The organism is Streptomyces sp. NPDC007264 (genome assembly GCF_042869095.1).
In the GTDB taxonomy this organism is placed as follows: domain Bacteria; phylum Actinomycetota; class Actinomycetes; order Streptomycetales; family Streptomycetaceae; genus Streptomyces.
This window is the reverse complement of the sequence record NZ_JBIAFD010000015.1, coordinates 56287-80064: the sequence shown is the minus strand read 5'-3', so window position 1 is coordinate 80064 and position 23778 is coordinate 56287. Positions and strand designations below refer to the sequence as shown.

At 72.9% G+C, this 23778-nt stretch carries 22 protein-coding genes; 12 read left to right on the top strand and 10 right to left on the bottom strand.

The features are described 5' to 3' along the window. Positions 1-14: 14 nt before the first annotated feature. From ACFYMU_RS24435 to ACFYMU_RS24415, 5 genes are read right to left on the bottom strand one after another with little or no spacing between them, the layout of a single operon-like run. Positions 15-1124, bottom strand: coding sequence for a VWA domain-containing protein (locus tag ACFYMU_RS24435; RefSeq protein WP_388376874.1), 1110 nt, complete (start codon positions 1122-1124; stop codon positions 15-17). A gap of 1 nt (position 1125) precedes the next feature. Continuing rightward, positions 1126-1983 (bottom strand): AAA family ATPase, encoded by an 858-nt coding sequence (locus tag ACFYMU_RS24430; protein ID WP_388377120.1) that lies wholly within the window; start codon positions 1981-1983, stop codon positions 1126-1128. Positions 1984-2005: 22 nt separating this feature from the next. Next, a complete protein-coding gene (locus ACFYMU_RS24425; protein ID WP_388376872.1) occupies positions 2006-2863 on the bottom strand; it encodes an FAD binding domain-containing protein in 858 nt (285 codons plus the stop codon). Then, positions 2860-5220, bottom strand: a complete 2361-nt coding sequence (locus tag ACFYMU_RS24420) for a xanthine dehydrogenase family protein molybdopterin-binding subunit (RefSeq protein ID WP_388376871.1) — start codon at positions 5218-5220, stop codon at positions 2860-2862. The genes ACFYMU_RS24425 and ACFYMU_RS24420 overlap by 4 nt, the downstream gene beginning before the upstream one ends. Next, positions 5217-5687 (bottom strand): (2Fe-2S)-binding protein, encoded by a 471-nt coding sequence (locus ACFYMU_RS24415; RefSeq protein ID WP_388376868.1) that lies wholly within the window; start codon positions 5685-5687, stop codon positions 5217-5219. Before ACFYMU_RS24415 ends, ACFYMU_RS24420 begins: the two co-directional genes overlap by 4 nt. A 311-nt stretch (positions 5688-5998) precedes the next feature. Here ACFYMU_RS24415 and ACFYMU_RS24410 point away from each other — a divergent pair, with 311 nt between their 5' ends. Further along, positions 5999-7867, top strand: a complete 1869-nt coding sequence (locus tag ACFYMU_RS24410) for a cellulase family glycosylhydrolase (protein ID WP_388376865.1) — start codon at positions 5999-6001, stop codon at positions 7865-7867. A 61-nt stretch (positions 7868-7928) separates the two neighbouring features. On the opposite strand, the gene ACFYMU_RS24405 is transcribed toward ACFYMU_RS24410, so the two are convergent. Further along, positions 7929-9179, bottom strand: coding sequence for a YncE family protein (locus ACFYMU_RS24405; protein ID WP_388376862.1), 1251 nt, complete (start codon positions 9177-9179; stop codon positions 7929-7931). 289 nt (positions 9180-9468) lie between these two features. On the opposite strand from ACFYMU_RS24405, the gene ACFYMU_RS24400 reads away from it, so the two are divergent. Next, on the top strand, positions 9469-10128 hold the full coding sequence (locus tag ACFYMU_RS24400; RefSeq protein WP_388376859.1) for a TetR/AcrR family transcriptional regulator: 660 nt from the start codon (positions 9469-9471) through the stop codon (positions 10126-10128). Between the two features lie 133 nt (positions 10129-10261). Here ACFYMU_RS24400 and ACFYMU_RS24395 read toward each other — a convergent pair whose 3' ends face one another. Then, positions 10262-11107: a hypothetical protein gene (locus ACFYMU_RS24395; protein WP_388376856.1), complete on the bottom strand. Its 846-nt coding sequence runs from the start codon at positions 11105-11107 to the stop codon at positions 10262-10264. A 62-nt stretch (positions 11108-11169) separates the two neighbouring features. On the opposite strand from ACFYMU_RS24395, the gene ACFYMU_RS24390 reads away from it, so the two are divergent. After that, positions 11170-11808 (top strand): MarR family winged helix-turn-helix transcriptional regulator, encoded by a 639-nt coding sequence (locus ACFYMU_RS24390; protein WP_388376853.1) that lies wholly within the window; start codon positions 11170-11172, stop codon positions 11806-11808. A 22-nt stretch (positions 11809-11830) separates the two neighbouring features. Here ACFYMU_RS24390 and ACFYMU_RS24385 read toward each other — a convergent pair whose 3' ends face one another. Beyond that, the gene (locus tag ACFYMU_RS24385) at positions 11831-12196 is read right to left on the bottom strand and encodes a nuclear transport factor 2 family protein (protein WP_388376850.1); all 366 of its coding nucleotides are present in this window, start codon (positions 12194-12196) and stop codon (positions 11831-11833) included. 171 nt (positions 12197-12367) lie between these two features. On the opposite strand from ACFYMU_RS24385, the gene ACFYMU_RS24380 reads away from it, so the two are divergent. The 3 genes from ACFYMU_RS24380 to ACFYMU_RS24370 all read left to right on the top strand — a co-directional run bounded on the left by ACFYMU_RS24380 (position 12368) and on the right by ACFYMU_RS24370 (position 15408). Then, positions 12368-12661, top strand: a complete 294-nt coding sequence (locus ACFYMU_RS24380; protein ID WP_388376847.1) for a hypothetical protein — start codon at positions 12368-12370, stop codon at positions 12659-12661. An 89-nt stretch (positions 12662-12750) separates the two neighbouring features. Further along, a complete protein-coding gene (locus ACFYMU_RS24375; protein WP_388376844.1) occupies positions 12751-14208 on the top strand; it encodes an aldehyde dehydrogenase family protein in 1458 nt (485 codons plus the stop codon). 249 nt (positions 14209-14457) lie between these two features. Next, the gene (locus tag ACFYMU_RS24370) at positions 14458-15408 is read left to right on the top strand and encodes a catechol 2,3-dioxygenase (protein ID WP_388376842.1); all 951 of its coding nucleotides are present in this window, start codon (positions 14458-14460) and stop codon (positions 15406-15408) included. A 42-nt stretch (positions 15409-15450) separates the two neighbouring features. Here the strand turns inward: ACFYMU_RS24370 and ACFYMU_RS24365 are convergent, their stop codons facing one another. Beyond that, entirely contained in the window at positions 15451-15876 is a 426-nt protein-coding gene (locus ACFYMU_RS24365) for a BlaI/MecI/CopY family transcriptional regulator (protein ID WP_388376839.1), read from the bottom strand. 136 nt (positions 15877-16012) lie between these two features. Here ACFYMU_RS24365 and ACFYMU_RS24360 point away from each other — a divergent pair, with 136 nt between their 5' ends. Continuing rightward, positions 16013-16531, top strand: coding sequence for a MarR family winged helix-turn-helix transcriptional regulator (locus ACFYMU_RS24360; protein WP_388376836.1), 519 nt, complete (start codon positions 16013-16015; stop codon positions 16529-16531). A 30-nt stretch (positions 16532-16561) separates the two neighbouring features. Here ACFYMU_RS24360 and ACFYMU_RS24355 read toward each other — a convergent pair whose 3' ends face one another. Next, positions 16562-18328, bottom strand: coding sequence for an ABC transporter ATP-binding protein (locus ACFYMU_RS24355; RefSeq protein ID WP_388376833.1), 1767 nt, complete (start codon positions 18326-18328; stop codon positions 16562-16564). A 177-nt stretch (positions 18329-18505) separates the two neighbouring features. Between ACFYMU_RS24355 and ACFYMU_RS24350 the strand changes: the two genes are divergently transcribed. The 5 genes from ACFYMU_RS24350 (at position 18506) to ACFYMU_RS24330 (ending at position 23458) form a co-directional block, all read left to right on the top strand. Further along, the gene (locus ACFYMU_RS24350; RefSeq protein ID WP_388376830.1) at positions 18506-19594 is read left to right on the top strand and encodes an S-(hydroxymethyl)mycothiol dehydrogenase; all 1089 of its coding nucleotides are present in this window, start codon (positions 18506-18508) and stop codon (positions 19592-19594) included. Continuing rightward, entirely contained in the window at positions 19594-20223 is a 630-nt protein-coding gene (locus tag ACFYMU_RS24345; RefSeq protein ID WP_388376827.1) for an MBL fold metallo-hydrolase, read from the top strand. Before ACFYMU_RS24350 ends, ACFYMU_RS24345 begins: the two co-directional genes overlap by 1 nt. Before the next feature lie 405 nt (positions 20224-20628). Continuing rightward, entirely contained in the window at positions 20629-21597 is a 969-nt protein-coding gene (locus ACFYMU_RS24340; RefSeq protein WP_388376824.1) for an aldo/keto reductase, read from the top strand. Positions 21598-21817: 220 nt separating this feature from the next. After that, the gene (locus tag ACFYMU_RS24335) at positions 21818-22552 is read left to right on the top strand and encodes a DUF4232 domain-containing protein (protein ID WP_388376821.1); all 735 of its coding nucleotides are present in this window, start codon (positions 21818-21820) and stop codon (positions 22550-22552) included. Positions 22553-22648: 96 nt separating this feature from the next. Continuing rightward, entirely contained in the window at positions 22649-23458 is an 810-nt protein-coding gene (locus ACFYMU_RS24330; RefSeq protein ID WP_388376818.1) for an SDR family NAD(P)-dependent oxidoreductase, read from the top strand. Positions 23459-23778 lie beyond the last annotated feature (320 nt).

Below are 23778 nucleotides of genomic sequence, written 5' to 3'. Positions count from 1 at the left end.
ACGCGCTCCCTCGATCACGGTTCCGCTCCTCTCACCACCGCGGCCAGCCGCTCCAGGGCCGCCAGGCTGTGCCCCTCCACGAACGCGTCCACGCTCGGCAGCGCCGCGGCCATGCCGGCGGCCAGCGGAGCGTAACCCGGGCGGGCCTTGCGGGGATTGGCCCACACCACCCGGTGCGCCAGCCGGTGCAGACGGCGCATCTGGTCCGCGAGCAGCGCCGGATCCCCGCGCTCCCAGCCGTCCGACAGCAGCACGACGACCGCGCCCCGCGCCATGCCGCGCTGCCCCCACCGGTCCAGGAAGGCGCGCAGCAGCTCACCGAGCCGGGTGCCTCCGCGCCAGTCCGGCACGGCCGCGGCGACCGCCGCGAGCGCCGCCTCCGGGTCCCGGGGCGACAGTTCGCGGGTCACCCGGGTCAGCCGGGTGCCGACGGTGAACACCTCGGTGCGGCCGCCGCGCGCCGCGGCGTGCGCGAAGCGCAGCAGAGCGTCCGCGTACGGCGACATGGAACCGCTCACGTCGACGAGCAGCACCACCCTCCGGGGCCGGTCGGTGCGGGCGTGCAGCCGCGGGCGCACCGGCTCGCCGCCATGGCGCAGCATCTCCCGCACGGTGCGCCGGGGGTCGACGCCGCCACGGCGGGCGGGCTTCCGGCGGGCCGTGCGCCGCACCTCGCCGCGCAGGGTGAACGCCGCCAGCAGCCGCCGCAGATGTTCCCGCTCGGTGGTCGTCAGACCCGCGATGTCACGGTGCCGCAGCACCTCCGTGCGGCTGGCGAGCGCGGGTGCGGGCGCGGTGCCCCCGGCGCGCGTGGCCGCGCGGTGAGCGGCCCCCGCGGCCCGCAGCGCCGTCCGCGGCCGCCGCGTCGCCGCCGTCGCCCGGCGGTCGCCCTGGGCCGGTGCGGTGCCGAAGTAGGCGGCGAAGAGCCGTTCGTAGCGCTCCAGATCGTCGAGGCCCGCGCAGAGCGTGAGCCGGCCGGCCCAGTACACGTCGGAGCGCACCTCGGGCCGCAGCGCGTCCAGCGCGCGCAGGAAGGCGTGGACGCGGTCCGGACCCGCCTCGACACCCGCCGCGCGCAGGGCGCGGGCGAAGCCGACGAGGACGGCGGGAGGGTCGAGGTCCATGTCACGCTCCGCGTGCCGCGAGGATCGCCGACAGGTCGAGGCCCCGTGCCCGTTCCATGTCCTCCCGGTACTTCAGCGCCGACCCCAGCGTCGCCACCGCCAGTTCCGCGTCCGCCTCCGTGGCGCCCAGCGCGTCCAGCGCCCGCGTCCAGTCGATCGTCTCCGCGACGCCCGGCGGCTTCACCAGGTCCTCGGCGCGCAGGGCCTGCACCAGCGCGGTCACCTGCTCCGCCAGCCGGGCGCTCACCCGCGGCAGCCGGCGCCGGACGATGGCGAGTTCGCGTGCGAAGCCGGGATGGTCGAACCAGTGGTAGAGGCAGCGGCGCTTGAGCGCGTCGTGCACCTCGCGCGTGCGGTTCGACGTCAGCACGACCACCGGCGGCACCTCCGCCCGCAGCGTGCCCAGTTCGGGAAGGGTGACCGAGAAGTCCGACAGCAGTTCCAGCAGGAACGCCTCGAACTCGTCGTCGGCCCGGTCGATCTCGTCCACCAGCAGCACACAGGGGTGCGTCTGAAGGGCCTTCAGCAGCGGCCGGGCGAGGAGGAACCGCCGGTCGTACAGCTCGGCCTCCAGCCGTTCCGGGTCCCGTACCCCGGCCGCCTCGGCCGCGCGCAGATGCAGCAGCTGGCGCGGGAAGTCCCAGTCGTACAGGGCCTGGGAGGCGTCGATGCCCTCGTGGCACTGCAGCCGGATCAGCGGGGCGCCGAGCGCTTCGGCGAGCGCGGACGCGAGCGCGGTCTTGCCCACGCCCGCGTCGCCCTCGCAGAAGACCGGCCGGTGCAGCTCGAGCGCCAGGTAGCAGGCGACGGCCAGCCCCTCGTCGACGAGGTACCCCGTCTTCTCCAGGCGTTCGCGCACCTCTTCCGGACCGGTCAATCCGTCACTCCGTCCCCGCCGCCGCCAGGACCGCCCGCCGGGTGAGCACCCGGGCGAGGTGCGCGCGGTACTCGGGCGTGGCCGACGGGTCGGACGACGGGCGCGTGCCCTCCGCCGCGGAGTCGGCGGCCCGGGCCACGGCGTCCGCCGCCACCGGGGCCCCGGCGAGCGCGGCCTCCGTGGCCGTGGCCCGCAGGGGTGTCGGGCCCATGTTCGTCAGTCCGATCCGCGCCTCGGCGATGTGGCCGTCGTCGCGCCGCACGAGGGCGGCCACGCCGACCACCGCCCAGGCCTGCGCCACCCGGTTGAACTTCTCGTAGTGGAAGCCCCAGCCGTCCGTCTTGGGCACCCGCACCTCGACGAGCAACTCGTCGGGGCGCAGCGCCGTCTGCAGATAGTCGGCGAAGAACTCCCGTGCCGGAACGGTCCGGCGCCCCTGCGGTCCCACCGCCACCAGCTCGGCGTCGAGGGCGAGCGCCACCGCGGGCAGATCACCGGCCGGATCGGCGTGCGCGAGCGAGCCGCCGAGGGTGCCGCGATGCCGGACGGCCGGATCGGCGACCGTCGCCGTGGCCGCCGCGAGCAGTCCCGCGTGACGGCGCACCAGCGGGTCGCGGACCACCTCGTGGTGCGTGGTCAGCGCCCCGATCACCAGGGCGTCACCGTCCTCGCGCACGCCGCGCAGGCCGGGGATCCGGCCCACGTCCACGACGAGTTCGGGGAAGGTGAGCCTGAGCCGCAGCAGTGGCAGCAGGCTCTGCCCGCCGGCCAGCACCTTCGCCTCGTCGCCCGAGTCGGCGAGCGTGCGCACCGCCTCCTCGACGGTCGCCGGCCGGGCGTATGCGAATGCCGGGGGGATCATGCCGACGCCTCCTGAAGGGACTGCCAGACCCGTGCGGGTGTACAGGGCATGGGGATGTCGGTGACGCCCAGGGGCCGCAGCGCGTCGACGACGGCGTTGACGACCGCCGGCGTGGCCGCGATGGCCCCGGCCTCGCCGACGCCCTTGGCGCCCAGGGGGTTGGAGGTGGCGGGCGTCTCGGTCCGGTCCGTCACGAAGTGGGGCAGGTCGGCGGCCGACGGCACGAGGTAGTCGGCCATCGTGCCCGAGACCAGGTTGCCCTCGTCGTCGTACACCGCCTCCTCGTACAGGGCCTGGCCGATGCCCTGGGCGACCCCGCCGTGCACCTGCCCCTCGACGATCAGCGGGTTGACGACGCGGCCGACGTCGTCGACGCACACGTACGACCGGATCGAGGTCCGCCCGGTCTCCGTGTCCACCTCGACCGCGCACAGATGGGTGCCGTGCGGGTAGGAGAAGTTCTCCGGGTCCACGACGTGCTCGGCGTTGATGGTGGGTTCCATGCCGTCGGGCAGGTCGTGGGAGGAGAAGGTCTCGAAGGCGATCTCCTGGATCGTCCTACGGGCCTCGGGCGAGCCCTTCACGGAGAACACACCACCGGCGAAGTCCAGATCCTGCTCGCTCGCCTCCAGCAGGTGCGCGGCGACCTTCCGGGCCTTCTGCACCACCTTCACCGCGGCGTGGTGGACGGCCGCGCCGCCGACGACCAGTGACCGCGACCCGTAGGTGTCCATGCCCTGCGGAGCGGCCTTCGTGTCGCTGTGCACGACCTCGACGTCCTCGAACGGCACCCCCAGCACGTCGGCGGCGATCTGGCTCCACGCCGTCACGTGCCCCTGCCCGTGCGGGCTGGTGCCGGTCACGACCTCGACCTTGCCGGTGGCCAGCATGCGGATGCTCGCCGCCTCCCAGCCGCCGGCCGCGTACCTGAGGTCACGCAGCACCCGGCTCGGCGCGAGCCCGCACATCTCGGTGTACGTCGACACGCCGATGCCGAGCCGCACCGTGTCGCCGCGCTCGTTGCGCTTGTGCTGCTCGGCCCGCAGGTCGTCGTAGCCGAACAGGGCGAGCGCCTTGTCCGTGGCCGCCTCGTAGTTGCCGCTGTCGTAGGTCAGTCCCGCGACCGACGTGTACGGGAACTCCTCGTGACCGATCCAGTTGCGGCGCCTGAGCTCGATCGGGTCCACGCCGAGTTCGGCGGCCAGCTCGTCCATGACGCGCTCGATGGCGAACGTGGCCTCCGGGCGCCCGGCGCCCCGGTAGGCGTCGGTGGGCGTCCTGGTGGTGAACACGCCCGTGCAGGTGAAATCGTAGGCGTCCATCTTGTAGATCGCCGGATACATGAACGCGCCCAGGATCGGGATGCCGGGAGTGACCAGCATCAGGTACGCGCCCATGTCGGCCAGGAGATCCACCTTCAGACCGAGCAGCCTGCCCTCGCGGGTGGCCGCGATCTCGATGTCCTGGATCATGCCCCGGCCGTGGTGGGTGGCCAGATACCCCTCGGAGCGGGACTCGGTCCACTTCACCGGGCGGCCCAGGCGGCGTGCCACGGCCAGCGCGACGGCCTCCTCGCCGTACACCTGGAGCTTCGAGCCGAAGCCGCCGCCCACGTCGGGCGCGATCACGCGCAGCTTGTGCTCGGGGATCCCGGTGACCGTGGCGAGCATGATCCGCAGGATGTGCGGGATCTGGGTGGCCGAGTGGAGGGTGTACTCGCCGGAGGCGGCCAGCGGGGTGACCACGACGGCGCGCGGTTCCATGGCGTTGGGGACGAGCCGCTGCTGGTGGTAGCGGCGCCGGACGACGACCTCGGCGCGCCGTCTGACGGTCTCGTAGTCCTCGCCGGTCTTCAGGGGCCAGACGTAGCAGCGGTTGGTGCCCTTGTCGGAGTGGACGAGCGGGGCGTCGTCGGCGAGCGCCGCCTCCAGGTCGAGCACCGGCGGCAGAGGTGTGTAGTCGACCTCGACGGCCTCCAGCGCGTCGGCGGCCGCGTACCGGTCGCGGGCGACGACGACCGCCACCGGATCCCCCGCGTGGCGCACCTCGTCCACGGCGATCGGGGGGTGCTCCGGCAGCACGATGTCCTCGGTCACCGGCCAGGCGCAGGGCAGCGAGCCCAGCCCCTCGGCGAGGTCGCGCCCGCTGAACGCCGCGACGACGCCGGGCCGTCGGAGTGCGGGGGAGACGTCGACCCGGTCGATGCGGGCGTGCGCCATGGGGCTGCGCAGGATCGCCAGGTGCAGCAGACCCGTCACCTGGATGTTGTCGGTCCACTGGGTCTGGCCGGTGACGAGCCGGGCGTCCTCCTTGCGCAGCCGGGCCCGGCCCACCTCCCGCTCGGTCGCCCCGGTCATGACGCGGCCCCCTGCCCGGAGGCGGCGACGACCGCGCGCACGATGTTCTGGTATCCGGTGCACCGGCAGAGGTTGCCCTCCAGGGCGTGCCGTACCTCGTCCGAGGTCGGGGAGGGGTTCTCCCGGAGCAGGTCCCGGGCTGCCATGATCATGCCGGGCGTGCAGTAACCGCACTGCAGTGCGTGCTGCTCGTGGAACGCCTTCTGCAGGGGATGCCACTCGCCGTCCGTGGCGAGCCCCTGAACGGTGGTCACTTCGCCCCCGTCGGCCTGAACGGCGAGCACCGAGCAGCTCTTGACGGTCTGCCCGTCGAGCTCGACCGTGCAGGCGCCGCAGTTCGAGGTGTCACAGCCGATGGGGGTCCCGGTGAGACCCAGCCGGTCCCGCAAGTAGTGGACCAGGAGGAGACGGGGTTCGACCTCGTCCTCGTATGTGGTGCCGTCCACCTTCACCGCGATACGGGTCATGTGCCCTCCCAGAGCAAGGTGAGGCGTGTCAGCCAGTTTGCGTGACGTGCGTCACTCTAAGGCCGGGGGGCGGGAGGGGCGAGTATCGCGACGCAAAATGGTTGAGCGTTAATCCGTTGCCGTTTGCGAAGGGGCCGGTCCTTCGGCCCGGTGATCACGGGCGCGGGGGTGGGCGGGGTGCCGGCGGTCCGGGTGTGCGCGGTGGAACAGGGCCTGCCGGCGCCGGGGGTCTGCTGGTGGGGGAGGTGCGCCGGAGCCTTGTGACGCAGGGGTGTTGACGTCGTTCGTTCAGACCGCTGATTGTTGTGCACATGTCCAGATTACCCGCGCGTCTGCTCGGTGTTCTCGTGGCACTCACCGGCCTCCTCGCGGCGCCCGCCGTGCGTCCGGCCGCCGCCGCCCCCGTCCCCGACTCCCTCTGGTTCGACGCCCAGGCGTCCACCGCCCTCACCGTCGACGGCGGCCGCTTCACCGACGGCCTCGGCCGCGAGGTCGTCCTGCGCGGCTACAACGTCTCCGGCGAGACCAAGCTGGAGGAGAACGGCGGACTGCCGTTCGCCTCGGCCGCCGACGCCAGGAAGTCGGCGGCCGCCCTGCGCGCCCTGGGCGGCGGCAACACGGTCCGCTTCCTGCTCTCCTGGGCCCGTGCCGAGCCCGTGCGCGGTCAGGCCGACACGGCGTACCTCGCCGCGGTGACCGACCAGATGCGCGCGTTCCTCGACGCCGGCGTCCGCGTCGTCCCCGACTTCCACCAGGACCTCTACTCCCGCTACCTCTTCCACGAGGGCAGCTGGTACACGGGCGACGGTGCCCCCGAGTGGGCGGTGGACGCCGGCCACTACCCCGCCGAGTCCTGCGGCATCTGTCTCTTCTGGGGCCAGAACATCACCCAGAACCAGGCGGTGACGAAGGCGTCGTACGACTTCTGGCACAACGCGTACGGTGTGCAGGACGCCTTCCTCGACACCGCGGGGAAGACCATGGCGTACCTCGAACAGCACCTGAGCGACGACGAGTTCGCGGGCGTCGTCGGATTCGACCCGTTCAACGAGCCCTACGCGGGCGCGTACGACTCCGGGCAGAGCAGCCGCGGCTGGGAGCAGAACCTGCTCTGGCCGTTCTACCGGAAGTTCCGCGCGCGCATGGACGCGGCCGGCTGGCAGGACAAGCCGGCCTTCGTCGAGCCCAACCTCTTCTGGAACGCCAACCTCGACTTCCAGCGGCAGGAGGGCGGACTGCTGGACGCCGGCACCATCGGTCCGCGCTACGTCTTCAACACCCACTTCTACGACCAGAAGGCCATCTCCGGCGTCTTCATGTGGGGCAAGGCGGCCGACGGCCAGTACGCGGCGGACTTCCGCACCGTGCGCGACCGGGCCTCGGCGCTCGGCACGGCCGCGGTCGTCAGCGAGTTCGGGCATCCGCTCACCGGCTCGGTCTCCGACAAGGCGCCCACGGTGCTGAAGGCGATGTATCAGGCGCTCGACTCCCGTCTGCCGGGAGCGAGTTGGTGGTCCGACCCAGCTGCCTCCGGACCGGTGCTGTCCGGTACGCAGTGGCAGTGGGACCTCTACAACGGCCGGCACCACGAGCTGATGAACGGCAACCCCGACAAGGTTCTCACCTCCGGGGACGCCTGGAACGACGAGGACCTCTCGGCGGTGGCCCTCGACGACTCCGGAGCGGCGGTGCTGCGCCAGGACGCCCGCCTGCTCGACCGGATCTACCCGAGTGCCACGGCGGGGACGACGGTGGCCTTCACCTACGAGGACCGCTCCAGGGACGGCTCGACGACGCTGACCTGGAACCCGGTGCCCGGCTCGTTGCCGAATGTCGCGCGCCTCGTCGGCTCGGGCCAGTACGGACTGCTGGTCTGGCGGTCGGACGGCGGCACGGCGCCGACGGAGCTGCACCTGCCCGCCTCCTTCCCGGCCGCGTCCACCACGGTGGTCTCCGACCTCGGCACCGCGGCCGGCCTGTCCGCGTACACCAGGACGACCCCGATCGCGGTGGCGAACGAGCCGGGCGGAGCCGGCGGCGAGCGGCTGCTGCTGACCGCCTCCGGCCCCGGAGCCCTGCACTACGCGCTGGTGACCAACGGGGCGACGGCTCCGTCCGCGTCGCAACTGGACGCGGCGCGGACGGAGCTGTCGGGGTGGGCTGCGCAGAGGATCGGCTAGCGGAGATCGGGCCTTCCGCCGGCCGGGCGTCAGCCGGCGGAAGGCCGGCCGCCGGCCGGGATCAGCCGGCGGAAGGGCCCGTCCAGTCTGCGGGGACGTGCGCCAGGCGCACCCGCTGCGGGTGGTCGCCGACGTTCACGCTGGTGACCTTCTCACCGGTGGCGAAGTCGATCGCGGTGATCCTGTCGGCCCCGGCCTCGGAGATGACGCAGTCCTTGCCGTCACCGCTCACGGTCGCCCAGTACGGCGTCGACGCGGTGATCAGCGGACCCTCCTGGAGGGAGGCCCGGTCGACGACGGTCGCGTAGTTGTCCATCGTCCCGGCGACACACAGCTTGGTGCCCTCGGGGTTCATCGAGATCCCGTGGTGACGCGAGTCGAGGAGCCAGGTGGTGCGGTCCTTGTTGGTCGCCGGGTTCTCCGGCAGTGTCTTCACCCGGGTGATCTTGTCGGTGGCGACGTCGTACTCCAGGAAGCCGTTGAAGAACGACACCTGGAAGTACAGCTTCGACCAGTCGGGGCTGAACGCGGCCGGCCGGACGGCGTCCGAGAAGTTCTTCAGGCCGATCGCGTCGAGCCGGTCGCGCATGTCGATCGTCTTGACCTCCTTGAAGGTGGTCGCGTCCACGATCGTGATGTGGCGGTCGCCCTTCGTCCAGTCCAGCAGCGGGTCGTCGAGCGCGGTGGTGACCTCGCCGATGGCCATGTTCCAGATGTACTTGCCGCCGTTGGTGAAGACGTTCTCGTGCGGCTTGTCGCCCGTGCTGAACTCCCCGACCTTCTTGCCGGTGCCTATGTCCAGCACCTGCACCTTGTTGGCGGTCGAGGCCGAGACCGCGACCCGGGTGCCGTCGGGGGAGACCGCCATGTGGTCGGCGCGGTAACCGGCCACCGGGAAACGCCAGTTGATCTTTCCGGTGGCCAGGTCGATGGAGACGACGTCGGCGAAGCTCGGCCGGGAGACGACCATCGAGCTGCCGTCCGGCGTGGAGTACATGTCGTCGACGTACTGGTCGTGGCCCTCGCCGACCTGGCTGCGGATCGACATGTAGTAGATCCACTTGATGGGGTCGGCGTTGATCTCCGCCAGCCGCTCCGCCTTGTCCGGGATGACGTTGACCTGACCGATCTTCGCGAAGTCGCCCGTCGACTTGACGACGTCGGCGGTGCCGTCCCAGTTGTTGCCCACGAACAGCACCTCGCGCAGCGCGGCGGAGGAGTCCTGGGCGGTGGCGGCGGTCGCCGTGCCGCCTGCTGTCAGGGCGAGGACGGCGGCGAGGGAGAGGAAGTGCCGGGGTCTGAGGACGGACATGCGGGTCCCTATCTTCATCGATGGTGGGGGCATGACAACGCAGGCAAGGGGTGCTGCCCCGCCCGGACGGACCGCGACGGGGCGGTCGCCCTGGCTCCGCGGAGCCGGGACGGGGGTGGTACCCCGGCTCCGGGGGAGCCGGGCATGCTGCGGCTCGGGATTCTGAATACGCCTGCGTTCAGAGTGACCTTACTGGAAAGTAAGGAAGGGGTGCCCCTCTTCACAAGACCTCGGGCGGGACAAAATTGTCCGGCGGGCGAACGGATCACCGAGCGACGAGGGAGGGCGCGTGACGGGCAGGCTCAGGCAGCCGACGGGCCGCTACGGCGGCAGGTCGGCCGCGGAGCGGCAGGCCGAGCGGCGCCGGCGGTTCCTGGACGCCGCGCTCCAACTGTTCGGCGACAGCCCCGGCTTCCGGGCCACCACGGTCGCCGCGCTGAGCGAGGCCGCGGGTCTGTCGACGCGTCAGTTCTACGAGGAGTTCCGCACCCTCGAGGACGTCCTGGCGGCCCTCCACCTCCAGGTCAACGACTGGGCCGAGGAAGCCGCCGCCACCGCCCTCGCCGGGACCCGCGACCTGCCGCTCGCCCAGCGCGCCGCCGCCGTCTTCCGGGCCTACGCGGCGAACGTCACCTCCGATCCGCGCCGGATCCGCATCACCTTCGTCGAGATCATCGGCGTCAGTCCCCGGCTGGAGGAGCAGCGCCTCGAACGCCGGTCCCGGTGGGTGGACTTCATCTGTGCGGAAGCCGCGCGGGCCGTGGCGCGCGGAGAGGCGGCGCCGCGCGACTACCGGATCGCGGCCGCGGCGTTCATCGGCAGCGTCAACGGCCTGCTGCACGACTGGCGGGCCGGCCGGGTGGACGCGACCCTCGACGAGATCGTGGACGAGCTGGTCGGGCTGCTGCTCGCCCTGGTGCGCCCCGCCGGACCGCCTCCGGGCACCTGAGAGCGGAACCGGCGCCACCGCCCGGCCCGCGCATCCCCGGCCGGGGCGTGCGGGCGGACGGCGGGCCGCCGGGGCGTGCGGGCGTGCCGCCGCGGAGGCCCGGGCCCGCGGGCTCCCCGGACGCGCCCGGGCCCTACCGCTCCGGTGTCGGCGCGGTGGGATCCGCCCCGGCCAGGAACGCCTCTGCCTGCGCCCCGATGTGGCCCGCGCCGATGGCCGCGGCCCAGCGGGCGATCTCCCGGGCCAGGGCCGTGGCCCCGCTCTCGTCCCCCGTGGCGCGGGCCAGCACCGCGAGGAGCATCTGCTGAGTGAGCGTGCCGGGCACGGTACCGGCGCGGGCGCCGAGCGCGGTCGCCCGCTGCCACCGTTCCCGTGCGCGAGCATGGTCGCCCGCGTCGTGATCGTGGGCCCCGAGGTGGCGCAGCGCCTCCCGGGCGAGCAGGTCGTCGCCGACCTCGCCGGCCCGCAGTGCGCGTGCGTAGTGGGCCGGCGCGGCGGAGTGTTCGGCGAGGAGGTTGTCGCGGATCAGGCCGAGGTACATCTCCGCCCAGCCGCCGCGCACGGGGTCCGGGGCCCGGTCGCGCAGATCCTCCGCGCGCCGGCGCAGGCCGGCCGGCGTCTCCGGGTCCTTCCCGTCCGGGCCGGAGGCCACCCCGTCGCGTCCGGGGCGAAGCCGGGCGAAGTAGTCGTGTCGCAGCCACAGGAACCCCAGATCCCAGGATTCCTCACCGGCACCGTCCGCCCACTCCTTCCCTGCGGTGCGCAGCCGCTCGCCCGCCGTGCTCGTGGCGGCGAACCAGTCCCGCTCCAGCGCCACTTCGGCGGCCGCGAGAGCGAGCCGGGCGCAGGCCCCGGGGTCGGACGTGTGCGCCGCGTCCAGCAGGGCGGTCGCGCTCTCCCAGCGGCCGCCCAGGGACAACTCCCGGGCGGCGGACACGAGTCGGGCGACATCGACGGTCGTAGCCGTTGCGTTCGTCATGGCGGGGACAGTAGTAATCAGAAAAACCATCCACAAGAAAACTGTTGCCGAGGGGAACGGACATGGGTGACTCGGCCGACCGGCATGTCGCGCTCTGGGAGCGGGAACTGGCCTGGATGGACCCGGTGAAGGAGGCGATCTTCGCCCGGCTGGCGATCCTGGCGCGGCACACGGCGCAGGCCCGGCGCGACACTCTGGACGCGGACGGGCTCGCGCACTGGGAGTTCAAGGTGCTGCTGATGCTGCGCCGCCAGGGCCCGCCGTACACCGCGAGCCCCTCGCAGCTCGCGGACCTGCTCGGCCTCACGCGCGGCGCGCTGTCGGCCCGGCTCGGACCGCTGGAGGAGGCCGGACTGATCAGCCGCACGCACGAGACCGGGGACCGGAGGCGGGTGCGGGTGCGGCTCACCGATGCCGGACACGACGCCTTCGAGCGGCATGCGCTGTCCGAGGACAGGGGCGAGCACGCGCTGCTCGCGGTACTGACCGAAGGGGAGAAGCGGACCCTGGCAGACCTGCTGCGCAAACTCGTCGTGGCCGCCGACTCCGGCCCCTCCGGCCCCGCCGCCGACTCCGTTCCCTCCGACCCCGCCCCCTCCGGCTCAGCCGCCCCCGGTCCCGCCGCCTCCGGGCCCGCCGCCCCCGGCCCCGGTGGCCCGCTCCCGCCCGCGCCGAGCGGGCCCGGGAGAGCCGTGGGCTGAGCGGCCCCTCACGGCCGCCGCGCTATTCGTCCCACGCCTGGACCAGGATCTGCTCGGCGATCTTGCCGTCGCGCAGCGACACCATCGACGTGCCCAGCACCCGCACGCCGTCCGCGTACCGGCACGACTCGGTGAAGGCGACGTGGTCGCCCTGGACGACGCACTGGTCCAGGTGGTGCGTCATGTTCCGGCTGTAGACGGTGCCGAGCATCTCGCCGATCTGGTCCAGGCCGTGCACGATCCTCGGACGGCTTGGCTGGGAGTTGCGGTCGACGATGCGGATCTCCGCGTCGTCCGTGTAGAGCGACAGCAGGGCCGTCGCGTCCTCTGCCTCGATGCCTCGGCGCAAGGCTTCTGTGTCGAAGGCGGTGCCTGCCGCGCTGCCCATGATGACCTCCTTCGAAGATCCCGGCCCGGCCGCCGGCCGACCGCGAAGGCCCCTCCTTCGAGCCTCCTCCGGAGCGGGACGCCCGGCAAGCGCAGTCGCTGCCGTGCGCCTCCCGGGTGAGCGCGGCCCGGCGCCCGTGACCGCCCGCGGCCCGGCGCCGTTGCTGAAGGCATGATCTCCACACGACACATCGCCGCAGCGGTCGGTCTCGCCGTCGGCATGACGGGCCTCGCCGCCCCGCTCGCGAACGCGGCCGCCCCCGCCGCCCCGCCCTCGGGCAAGCCGAACCCGGTCGCCCTGCTCGACTCACTGGCCGGCAGCGGCCTCCCGGCGGGACAGGGGGACGGGGTCCCCCGGCCCTCCCGCCAGCTCCAGGACCTGAACCGGCTGCACGAGATCAACCGGCTGCACCAGGCCACCGACCTGGCCGCGCCGGTCACCGGGCTGGTGCCCGCCGTCCAGTAGGAGAGGGGGCGCACCAGGTTCACCACGCGAACCAGGCTGCTCGTGGCCCGCATACGCCATCTCGTAGCCGCGTACCGAAGGAAGCCGCCATGCCCCTCGCCCGTGAACTCCTCATCGGCGGCAGGGATGTGCCGGCCGTCTCCGGTCGTACCGCCCTGGATGTCGATCCGTACACGGGGGAGGTGTACGCGACGGTGGCGGCGGCGGGTCCTGAGGATGTCGCGCGGGCGGTGGGGGCGGCGGAGGCGGCGTCTGCGGGGTGGGCCGCGCTTGCGCCGTTCGCCCGTCGTGCGGTCTTTCTCAGGGCGGCGGACCTGCTGGATGCGCGGGCTGAGCAGGTGGCCGAGGTCATGGCGCACGAGGCGGGTGGCACCCGGCCGTGGGCCTTCTTCAATGTGGCGCTGGCGGCGAACGTCCTGCGGGAGGCCGCGGCGGCGGTGACCGCGCCGCGGGGGGAGGTGCTCAGTGCGCAGGAGGAGGGCGTGCTGGGGTTGGCGGTGCGGGAGCCGCTGGGGGTGGTGGCCGCGTTCGCGCCCTGGAACGCGCCGGTGATCCTGGGGGTGCGGGCGGTGGCGGCGCCGCTGGCGGCCGGCAACACGGTGGTGGTGAAGCCCAGTGAGGACGCGCCGATCGCGTGTGGGCTGCTGGTGGCCGATGTGCTGCGGGAGGCGGGGCTGCCGGACGGGGTGGTGAACGTGGTCACCAACGCGCGGGAGGACGCGGCGGTGGTCGCCCAGGCGCTGGTCGGCGATCCGCGGGTGCGGGCGGTCAACTTCACCGGTTCCACGCGGGTGGGGCGTGTCGTCGGTGAGCTGGCGGCGCGTCATCTCAAGCCTGCGCTACTGGAGTTGGGTGGCAAGAACGCGGTGATCGTGCTGGGGGACGCCGATGTGGACCATGCGGTCGACGCGGTTGCCTTCAGTGTGTTCATGAACTCCGGGCAGATCTGTATGTCGGCCGACCGGGTTCTGGTGCACGAGTCGCTGGCGGAGGAGTTCACGCAGAAGTTCGTCGAGAAGGCAGCCGCGTTGCGGGCGGGGGATCCCGCGCATCCGAGGACCGTGGTCGGGCCGCTGGTCAGCGCCGCGGCGGCGCAGCGGGTGGCGGCGCTGGTGCAGGACGCCGTCGCCGAGGGGGCCAGGGTCCTCATCGGCGGCGAGCCCGAGGGCGCCGTGCACCCGGCGACGGTCCTGGCCGGCGTGCCGAAGGACGCGGAGCTCTACCACGCCGAGGTCTTCGGGCCCGTCTGCGTGCTGGAGACGTTCGCCGACGACCACACCGCGATCATGCTCGCCAATGACACGGACAACGGTCTGACCTGCGGCATCATCACCGAGAACGCCACCCACGGGCTCGCTGTCGCCCGCCGGGTGCACACCGGCATCGTGCACATCAACGACCAGTGCGTGGCCGACGAACCACACGCGCCCTTCGGCGGGGTGAAGGCTTCCGGCTACGGCCGCTTCGGCGGACGCTGGGGCATCGAGGCGTTCTCCAACACCCGCTGGGTCACCCTCGCCACCGAGCACGCGCACTATCCCTTCTGACCGGGTCGGTGCCGTCGTCCACAGGTGTCGCGCATTCATGAGGCAATCTGACAGATGAAATTGTTGACAATCTTGTCGGGTTGGTTCTAGGTTCGACGGGCACTGGTTCAGGGAGGGCGACCATGCCGAACGGCGCTGGGCGCGGACGGCCGCCTCGGCTGCCGGAGTTCCCGCCCGGCGGCAGCCCTTTTGCTGCCCGCTTCCCCGCCGCACCCACTTCCGCACGCAGCCGCCAAGAAGGAGCCTTCCGTGACTCCGCCCCTCGGGGACATCGCCCACCTCGGGCACGTCGAACTGCTCACCCCGGACCTGGACCGCAGTCTGGTGTTCTTCACCGACTACCTGGGCCTGACGGTCAACGGGCAGGACGGTGACTCCGTCTACCTGCGGACGTGGGACGACTACGAGCACCACAGCCTGGTCCTCACCGCCCACGAGACCTCCGGCATCCGCCGCACGGCGCTGCGCACCTCCAGCGAGGAGGCCCTGCGGCGCAGGGTCGCGGAACTGGACGCGGCGGGCCGTACGGGCCACTGGAGCGAGGACGAGCCGGGCCTCGGCCCGCTGTACGTCACCACCGACCCGGACGGCCACGAGATCGCCCTGTACTGGGAGTCCGAGTGGTACCGGTGCCCGGACGAGCTCCGTCCGGGCCTGAAGAACCAGCCCCAGGCCAAGCCGGGCCACGGCGTGGGGGTACGGCGGCTGGACCATGTGAACTTCCTCGCTTCCGACGTCGCCGCCAACGCCGACTTCCAGCAGCAGGTCCTCGGTGCCCGCCCGACCGAGCAGATCAGGCTCGACAGCGGGAGGATCGCGGCCAAGTGGCTGACGTTCACCGACAAGTCGTACGACCTCGTCTACACCGAGGACTGGACCGGCTCGCGCGGTCGGCTGCACCACGTCGCGTTCGCGACGGACACCCGCGAGGACATCCTGCGCGCCGCGGACCTGGCCGTGGACACCGGGGTGTTCATCGAGACGGGCCCGCACAAGCATGCGATCCAGCAGACGTTCTTCCTGTACGTCTACGAGCCGGGCGGCAACCGCATCGAGCTGTGCAATCCGCTCACCCGTCTGGTGCTGGCCCCCGACTGGCCGCTGATCACCTGGACCGAGAGCGAGCGGGCCGAGGGGCAGGCGTGGGGCCTGAAGACCATCGAGTCCTTCCACACCCATGGCACGCCACCGGTCGCCTGACCTCCGACGCGAATGTCCCGCAGGACGCCGGCCGGTGCGGGCTCAGGGTCCCTCCCCGGCCCCCTCGGAACCGTCGCGCGCCCCGTCCTGCGAGAGCAGCCGCCGCAGCGACCGGGCGTCCTGCTCGGACAGCGCGGAGACGAAGTGCGCGAGCACCGCCTCGTGGTCGTAGCCGCGCTCCAGCAGCGTGTGCATCCGCTCGGCGGTGCGGGACGCCTGCTCACGGGCCGGCTCGTAGGTGTATCCCCGGCCCTCGCGGTACCGGACCAGCATGCCCTTGTCGTACAGCCGGGACAGGATCGTGAGCACGGTCGTGCAGGCGAGGTCTCCCGGCAGCCGGTCCCGGACCTGGCGCGCCGTCAGCGGCCGGTCGGCCGCCCAGAGTGTGCCGAGCACCCCGCTCTCCAGTTCCCCGCGCGCCCGCCGACCGGAGGCCGGTCCGGCTTCGGCGTTGTTCGGGTCGTGCACCGTCGGGCTCTCCTCACCGGTCGGCTTCCCAGGCTATCGGCAAGCCGCTACGGTCCGTGGAGGACGCGGCCGCCCCCGGGTCGGCCCGGCCGGAAAATTTACTTGAGTCAGGCAAGTATATGGTAGCGTGGCAGGCATGCCCACCGCACAGCCGCCGCCAGGCCCGGCCTCCCCGGAAGTGACCGAGATCGAGCGCGCGCTCAACCGCATCACCTATCTGAGCACCCGGGCCCGGCATCACGAGCGTCTGATGGCCCTGGCCGGAGTGCCGCTGGATCGTGCGGCCGTCGCGCTGCTGCGGCAGATCGCCGATTCCGAGCCGTTGCGCCCGGGGGAGCTGGCCCACCGGCTCGGCGTCGAGGCCTCCCATGTGACCCGCCAGGTGCAGCAGCTGCAGAAGGCCGGCTACGTCACGCGTGCACCCGACCCCGACGACCGCCGCGCCCAGCGCATCGAGATCACCCGGCGCGGCCAGGAGGCCATCGACCGCATCCGCGACGTCGGCGTCCGCGGCATGCAGGTGGCCCTGTCCGCGTGGTCGTCCGAGGAACTCCGCCAACTGGCCACCCTCTTCCACCGCATGGTCGACGACTTCCTCGCCCACGCCGCCGACGACGCCCAGGACTCCCTCGCGGCGGCACGCCCGGAGTCGTGAACCGCACCGGCGGCGCAGCGCACCGCGCCGTCAGCCGGACGTGGCCAGGAACTGCGTCGCGGCCAGCTCCGCGTACAGCGGGTCCGCGGCGACCAGTTCGCGGTGCGTGCCCACCGCCCGGACGCGGCCCGCGTCCATCACCACGATCCGGTCCGCCATCGTCACCGTCGACAGCCGGTGGGCGACCACCAGCACCGTCGTCGACCGCGCCACGTCCGCGACCGTGTCCCGCAGCGCCGCCTCGTTGACCGCGTCGAGCTGCGAGGTCGCCTCGTCGAGGAGCAGCAGGCGCGGGCGGCGCAGCAACGCGCGCGCGATCGCGACCCGCTGGCGTTCGCCGCCGGAGAGCTTGGTCCCGCGATGCCCGACCAGGGTGTCGAGCCCCTGGGGGAGCCGCTCCACCAGACCGTCCAGGCGCGTCGTCTTGACCACCCGCAGCACCGCCGCGTCGTCCGCCTCCGGATTGCCGAGCAGCAGATTGTCGCGCAGGGACCCGGACAGCACCGGCGCGTCCTGCTCCACATAGCCGATGGAGGAACGCAGATCGGGCAGCCCCCAGTCGGCCACATCACGGCCGTCGAGCGTGATGGTGCCCGAGTCGGGGTCGTAGAACCGCTCGATCAGCGAGAACACGGTCGTCTTGCCCGCGCCCGAGGGGCCGACGAACGCGGTCATGCCCTGGGCCGGCACCGCGAAGGACACGCCCTGGTGCACATACGGCAGGTCCTCGGCGTAGCGGAAGCGGACGTCGTCGAAAGCGACGGCGGCCGGCCGGGCACCGGGTGACGGCAACGGCGCGGGCAGGGCGGCCGGTTCGGCGGGGAGCCGCAGCGCCTCCTGGATGCGGGCGAGCGCGGCGGCACCCGTCTGGTACTGGGTGATCGCGCCGACGACCTGCTGGATCGGCGACATCAGATAGAAGACGTAGAGCAGGAAGGCGACCAGGGTGCCCACGTCGATCGCCCCGGTCGCGACCCGGGCGCCGCCCACCGCCAGCACGGTGATGAAGGCCAGCTGCATCGCGAGTCCCGCCGTGTTGCCCGCCGCGGCCGACCACTTCGCGGCCCGTACGCTCTGCCGCCACGACTCCTCGGCCGCCGCGTGGACGCGCTCCTCCTCGCGGTGCTCCGCACCCGACGCCTTCACCGTGCGCAGCGCGCCGAGGACCCGCTCCAGCGACGCGCCCATCGCGCCGACCGCGTCCTGCGCCTGACGGCTGGCCCGGTTGATGCGGGGCACGATCACGCCGAGCACGGTGGCCGCGACCAGGATCACGGCGAGCGTGACACCCAGCAGGACCGCGTCGACCAGGCCCATCATCACCACGGTCGCCACCAGCGTCAGCCCACCGGTCGCCAGGCCGACCAGCGAGTCGGTGGTGACCTCCCGCAGCAGCGTGGTGTCGGAGGTGATACGGGCCATCAGGTCGCCGGGCTCGGTACGGTCCACGGCGGATATCCGCAGCCGCAGCAGGTACGACGACAGCGTGCGCCGCGCACCGAGCACCACCGACTCGGCGGTGCGCCGCAGCACGTACGAACCCAGCGCGCCCACCGCGGCGTTGCCGGCCACGAGCCCCGACATGCCGAGCAGCGCCCAGGTGATGGGCCGGTCGTGCCCCAGGTCGTCGATCAGCGAGCGGGCGACCAGCGGCAGCAGCAGCCCGGTCGCACCGGTGACCAGTGCGAGCAGCGCACCCGCGGCCAGCGCCCACCGGTGTGGTCGTACGTATCCGAGGAGCAGGCGCCACGCGGGCGGTGTGGACTGCGGCGGTGCTTCCGTCTCTGCGAGGCTCACGGCATTCCTTGCGGGGTAGGGGCGTTCAGCCTACGTCGGCACGCGAACCGATTCTCATGTCGGTGGCGCGGAATACGTGCGCGGGACCCGTCGGGCGCGCAGGATCAGGGGTGCGGGCCGCGGTGGTCCGCACCGGGCGCGTCAGGCGCCCCCACACCGACGGAAGGCAGTAGCACCATGGCGCAGGAAGTACGCGGCGTGATCGCCCCCGGCAAGGGCCGGCCGGTGCAGGTCGAGACGATCGTCGTCCCCGACCCGGGTCCCGGTGAGGCGGTGGTGCGGGTCCAGGCGTGCGGGGTGTGCCATACGGATCTGCATTACCGGCAGGGTGGGATCAGCGACGATTTCCCGTTCCTGCTGGGGCATGAGGCGGCGGGGGTCGTGGAGTCGGTCGGTGACGGTGTGGAGGACGTCGTTCCCGGTGACTTCGTGGTGTTGAACTGGCGGGCGGTGTGTGGTCGGTGCCGGGCTTGTCGGCGGGGCCGGCCCTGGTACTGCTTCGACACGCACAACGCCCGGCAGCGGATGACTCTGGCCGCGTCGGGCCGGGAGCTGTCGCCGGCCTTGGGCATCGGCGCGTTCGCGGAGAAGACGCTGGTGGCGGCGGGGCAGTGCACGAAGGTCGATCCGTCCGTGTCCCCGGCCGTGGCGGGACTGCTGGGGTGCGGTGTGATGGCGGGTCTCGGTGCGGCGGTCAACACCGGGAACGTGGGGCGGGGGGATTCGGTGGCAGTGATCGGGTGTGGTGGTGTGGGTGGTGCGGCGGTCGCGGGGGCGCGTCTGGCCGGGGCGGGGAGGATCATCGCGGTGGACGTGGACGACCGCAAGCTGGTCACCGCGGAGAAGCTGGGCGCCACCCACACGGTGAATGCGGCGGAGGGCGATCCGGTCGAGGCGATCCGCGAGCTGACCGGGGGGTTCGGGGCGGATGTGGTGATCGATGCGGTCGGCCGCCCGGAGACGTACAAGCAGGCGTTCTACGCGCGGGATCTGGCCGGGACGGTGGTGCTGGTGGGGGTGCCGACGCCGGAGATGAAGCTGGAGTTGCCGCTTCTGGACGTCTTCGGGCGTGGTGGTGCGTTGAAGTCGTCGTGGTACGGGGACTGCCTGCCCTCGCGTGACTTCCCGATGCTGATCGACCTGCACCTGCAGGGCCGGCTGGATCTCCAGACGTTCGTCTCCGAGACCATCGCCCTCGACGAGGTCGAGAAGGCGTTCGAGCGGATGCACCACGGCGACGTGCTGCGCTCGGTGGTGATGCTGTGATGGCCACGCACATCGACCACGTGGTCACCTCCGGCACGTTCTCCCTGGACGGCGGCACCTGGGACGTCGACAACAACGTGTGGATCGTCGGCGACGACCACGAGGCCATCGTCATCGACGCCGCCCACGACCCCGGCGCGATCGCCGAGGCCGTCGGCGACCGGCGGCTGCGTGCCATCGTGTGCACCCACGCCCACAACGACCACATCGACGCCGCGCCCGCCCTGGCCGACCGGACCGGCGCGAGGATCTGGCTCCACCCCGACGACCTGCCGCTGTGGAAGCAGACGCACCCCGACCGCCTCCCCGACAACCGGCTGGAGGACGGCCAGGTCATGGAGACGGCCGGCACCGATCTGACCGTCCTGCACACCCCGGGCCACTCCTTCGGTGCGGTCTGCCTCTACGCCCCCGGCCTGGGCACGGTCTTCACCGGCGACACCCTCTTCCACGGCGGCCCGGGGGCGACCGGACGCTCGTACTCCCACTTCCCGACGATCATCACCTCGATCCGTGACCGGCTGCTCGCCCTGCCGCCCGAGACGGTGGTCCGCACGGGCCACGGCGAGACCACGACCATCGGCGCCGAGGCGCCGCACCTCGACGAGTGGATCGCGCGAGGCCACTGACCCGACGGCACGCCCGCTCGCACAAGGAGAAAAGGCGACAGCAGGTGTCCGGCTTCCGCCGGATCGTCGGCACGGACGGTGCTGCGAACGCGGAGGTCGGACATGCCGAGGCCACTCGAGGGCAAGGTCGCACCGGTCGCCGGGGCGACCCGATGCCCGCGCTGTCTCGTCGAGGTCCAGGACGCGGGCGGGCCGGCGGACGCGACCGGGTACCGCCGACCGGGTAGGCCGACCGGGTATCGCCGACCGGTACCCGCGAGTGATCGGTCATCGGGTAGGGCGGCGTCCGCGGTGGGCAGGCATCACCTCGTTCGGGGGCCACGGCGCCTCCCCGCGGACCGCGAACGTCGGGGTCGAGGGCGGGGTGGCATCCGGCCCCACCCCCCGAGTGAAAGCAGGAGCCCCATGGAGTACGTGAAGCTCGGTCCGACGGGTCTTGACGTGTCCCGGATCTGCCTGGGCTGCATGAGTTTCGGCCTCCCCGACCGCGGTGCCCACACCTGGAGCCTCGGCGAGGAGGCGTCCCGCCCGCTGATCCGCCGGGCGCTCGACGCCGGCATCAACTTCTTCGACACCGCCAACGTCTACTCGGACGGCACGAGCGAGGAGATCGTCGGCCGGGTGCTCGCGGCGGACGCCCGCCGCGACGAGATCGTGCTGGCGACGAAGGTGCACGGCCGGATGCGGCCCGGACCCAACGGCGGCGGTCTGTCCCGCAAGGCGATCATGACGGAGATCGACCACAGCCTGCGCCGCCTCGGCACCGACTACGTGGACCTGTACCAGATCCACCGCTGGGACCCCCTCACTCCCGTCGAGGAGACGATGGAGGCCCTGCACGACGTGGTCAAGGCGGGCAAGGCCCGCTACATCGGCGCGAGTTCGATGTACGCCTGGCAGTTCGCCAAGGCCCAGTACACGGCCCGGCTCGGCGGCTGGACGCGGTTCGTGTCCATGCAGAACCACTACAACCTCCTCTACCGTGAGGAGGAACGCGAGATGCTGCCGCTGTGCGCGGACCAAGGCGTCGGCGCCCTGCCCTGGAGCCCGCTCGCCCGTGGGCGGCTGACCCGGGACTGGGACGACACCAGCGAGCGCAGCCGCACCGACGAATTCGGCAGGCGGCTCTACCAGGCGGCCGACCGGGCCGTCGTCGAGGCGCTGGCCGCGGTCGCCGCGGAACGGGGCGTCCCGCGGGCCCGGGTCGCCCTCGCCTGGCTGCTGCGGCAGAACACGGTGGCCGCGCCCATCGTCGGCGTCACCAAGCCGCACCACATCGACGACGCGGTCGCCGCGCTCGACGTCGGCCTCAGCGACAAGGAGATCCAGACGCTCGAGGAGCCGTACACCCCGCACGCCGTCAGCGGCCACTGACGCTCCGTCAAGGCGCTCGGGGCGGTACGGCCGCACGGGTGGGACCACGTGCCCGCACCCCCCGGGCGCACCGGAAACCCGAGCGCCTCACCCGGACCCGGCCGGCATGTCCCCCGGAACGGGGAGCACGCCTCGCCCGGAACGGGGAAGAGAAGGACAGGGAGGACGGTCGTACGGCACCGTCCGCAGGCGCCCGGCGCGAGTGGCAAGGAGCAGGAACATGGTGATCTTCCGGCGTGGCACAGCGGGCCCGGAACCGGGCGGCACGGCCCCCTCCCCGACGGCGCGGCGCGTGGCGTCGGCGCTGGGCGCCCTCGCCGCCCTGAGCCTGCTCACCGCCTGCGGCGACGGCCACGACGCCTCGGGCGGGCCCGAGAAGCCGCCGGGGGCGTCCCAGCCCCCGGAGGCCTCCACGACCGTCGACCCCACGACCGGCGACCGTACCGCGGCCACGGGCACGGCCGGCACCTCCGCCGCCGCCACCGCGTCGGGCTCCACCACGTCCCCCGCCGCCTCCACCGGGGGCAAAGGCACGCGCACCCGCTGCCGCACCTCGGACCTGCGCGCCACCGTCGGCGCCGACAACCCGGGGGCCGGGCAGGAGAACTTCCCCCTCGTCCTGACCAACCGCTCCGGCCGCACCTGCACGATCACCGGCTTCCCCGGTGCCGCCTTCGTCGACGCCTCCGGCAAGCAGCTGGGACCGGATCCCCGGCGCAGCTCCGGCAGCCCCACGAAGGTCACACTGGCGCCGGGCGAGAGCGCCTGGGCGGGCCTGACCTTCTCCAACCCGGAGGTCAGCGGCGCCAGGACGGCCTCGCCCGCCTCCCTCCTCATCACACCGCCGGACGAGAGGACGTCCCTGAAGGTGACCTGGGCCGGCGGAGCGGTGCCGGTGTCGGGCAACTCCTCCTCCGTGTTCCTGACGGTCTTCAGCGCCGGCACCGGCGCCTGACACCCTGCCGCACGCCCGGCGCGCCCGTGCCGCCGAGGGCGACCGGAGCCGCGGGCTGAGGGCGCCCGGGACCGTCGGCGCAGTAGCGTCGACGGCATGGATCACACGAGGCGTTTCGAGGGGTACGGAGTCCTGGTCACGGGCGCGGCGCGCGGCATCGGCTCCGCCACCGCGCGGCGGCTCGCCGAGGAGGGCGCCCGCGTCCTCGTCACCGACGTGGACGAGGCGCAGGCCGAGGAGACGGCGGGCGCGATACGTGAACTCGGCGCGTCGGCCGCGGCCTTCGGGTGCGACGTCGGGGACCGCGTGTCCGTGGAGGCGGCCGTCGCCCGTGCCGTGGACGCCTTCGGCGCGCTGGACGTGCTCGTCAACAACGCGTACGGCTGTACCCCCGACGCCCCGCTCTTCGAGGACGAGCCCGACGAGGTGTGGGCCCGGGACATCGACCTCACCCTCACCGGGGCGTACCGCTGCAGCCGGGCGGCGCTCCCGCACCTGGTGGCCTCCGGCCGCGGCGCCATCGTCAACATCGGGTCGGTGAACGGCATCCAGGACTTCGGCAACCACGCCTACAGCGCCGCCAAGGCGGGTCTGATGTCCCTCACCCGCACCCTGGCCGGGCACGCGGCCGCGCGCGGGGTCCGCGTCAACCTCGTGGCGCCGGGCACGGTCCGCACCTCCGCATGGCGAGGCCGTGACGCCGACCTCGCCGCGGTGAGCGAGCTGTACCCGTTGGGCCGGGTCGGCGAACCGGAGGACATCGCGGCGGCCGTCGCGTTCCTCGCCTCCCGGGACGCGGCGTGGATCACGGGCACCACGCTGTGCGTCGACGGCGGCCTGCTCGCCGTGAACACGGGTTTCCGGCAGAAGGTGCGCGAGCGCGGGGACGGCGCGGAGGCGCCGTAGGGCGAGTGCCCATGTCACCGCCGCCGGGGGCGCCGGGTGGGGCGGCCGTCGGCTCGGTCCGGGGCCGGGTGCCGGTGGATCGTCCATCGGGCAGGAAGAGGGAGCCCCCGCGCGGTCCGTTGCCCGGCATGTGCATGATCTTGGTAAGAACCCGGGCACCGGAATCCGCCGGGCGCCGCACCGGCCGATGCCCCCCGCGGGGCCGCGAAGGACCGTCCCGGCCATGCCGGCCCGGTGCCGGCGAGGGCGGCGGAGCGGGGTGGTTCCCGGCACTCTCCGCGGGCCGACGCCCGTGCTGACATGGGCGGAAGCGCTTTCCG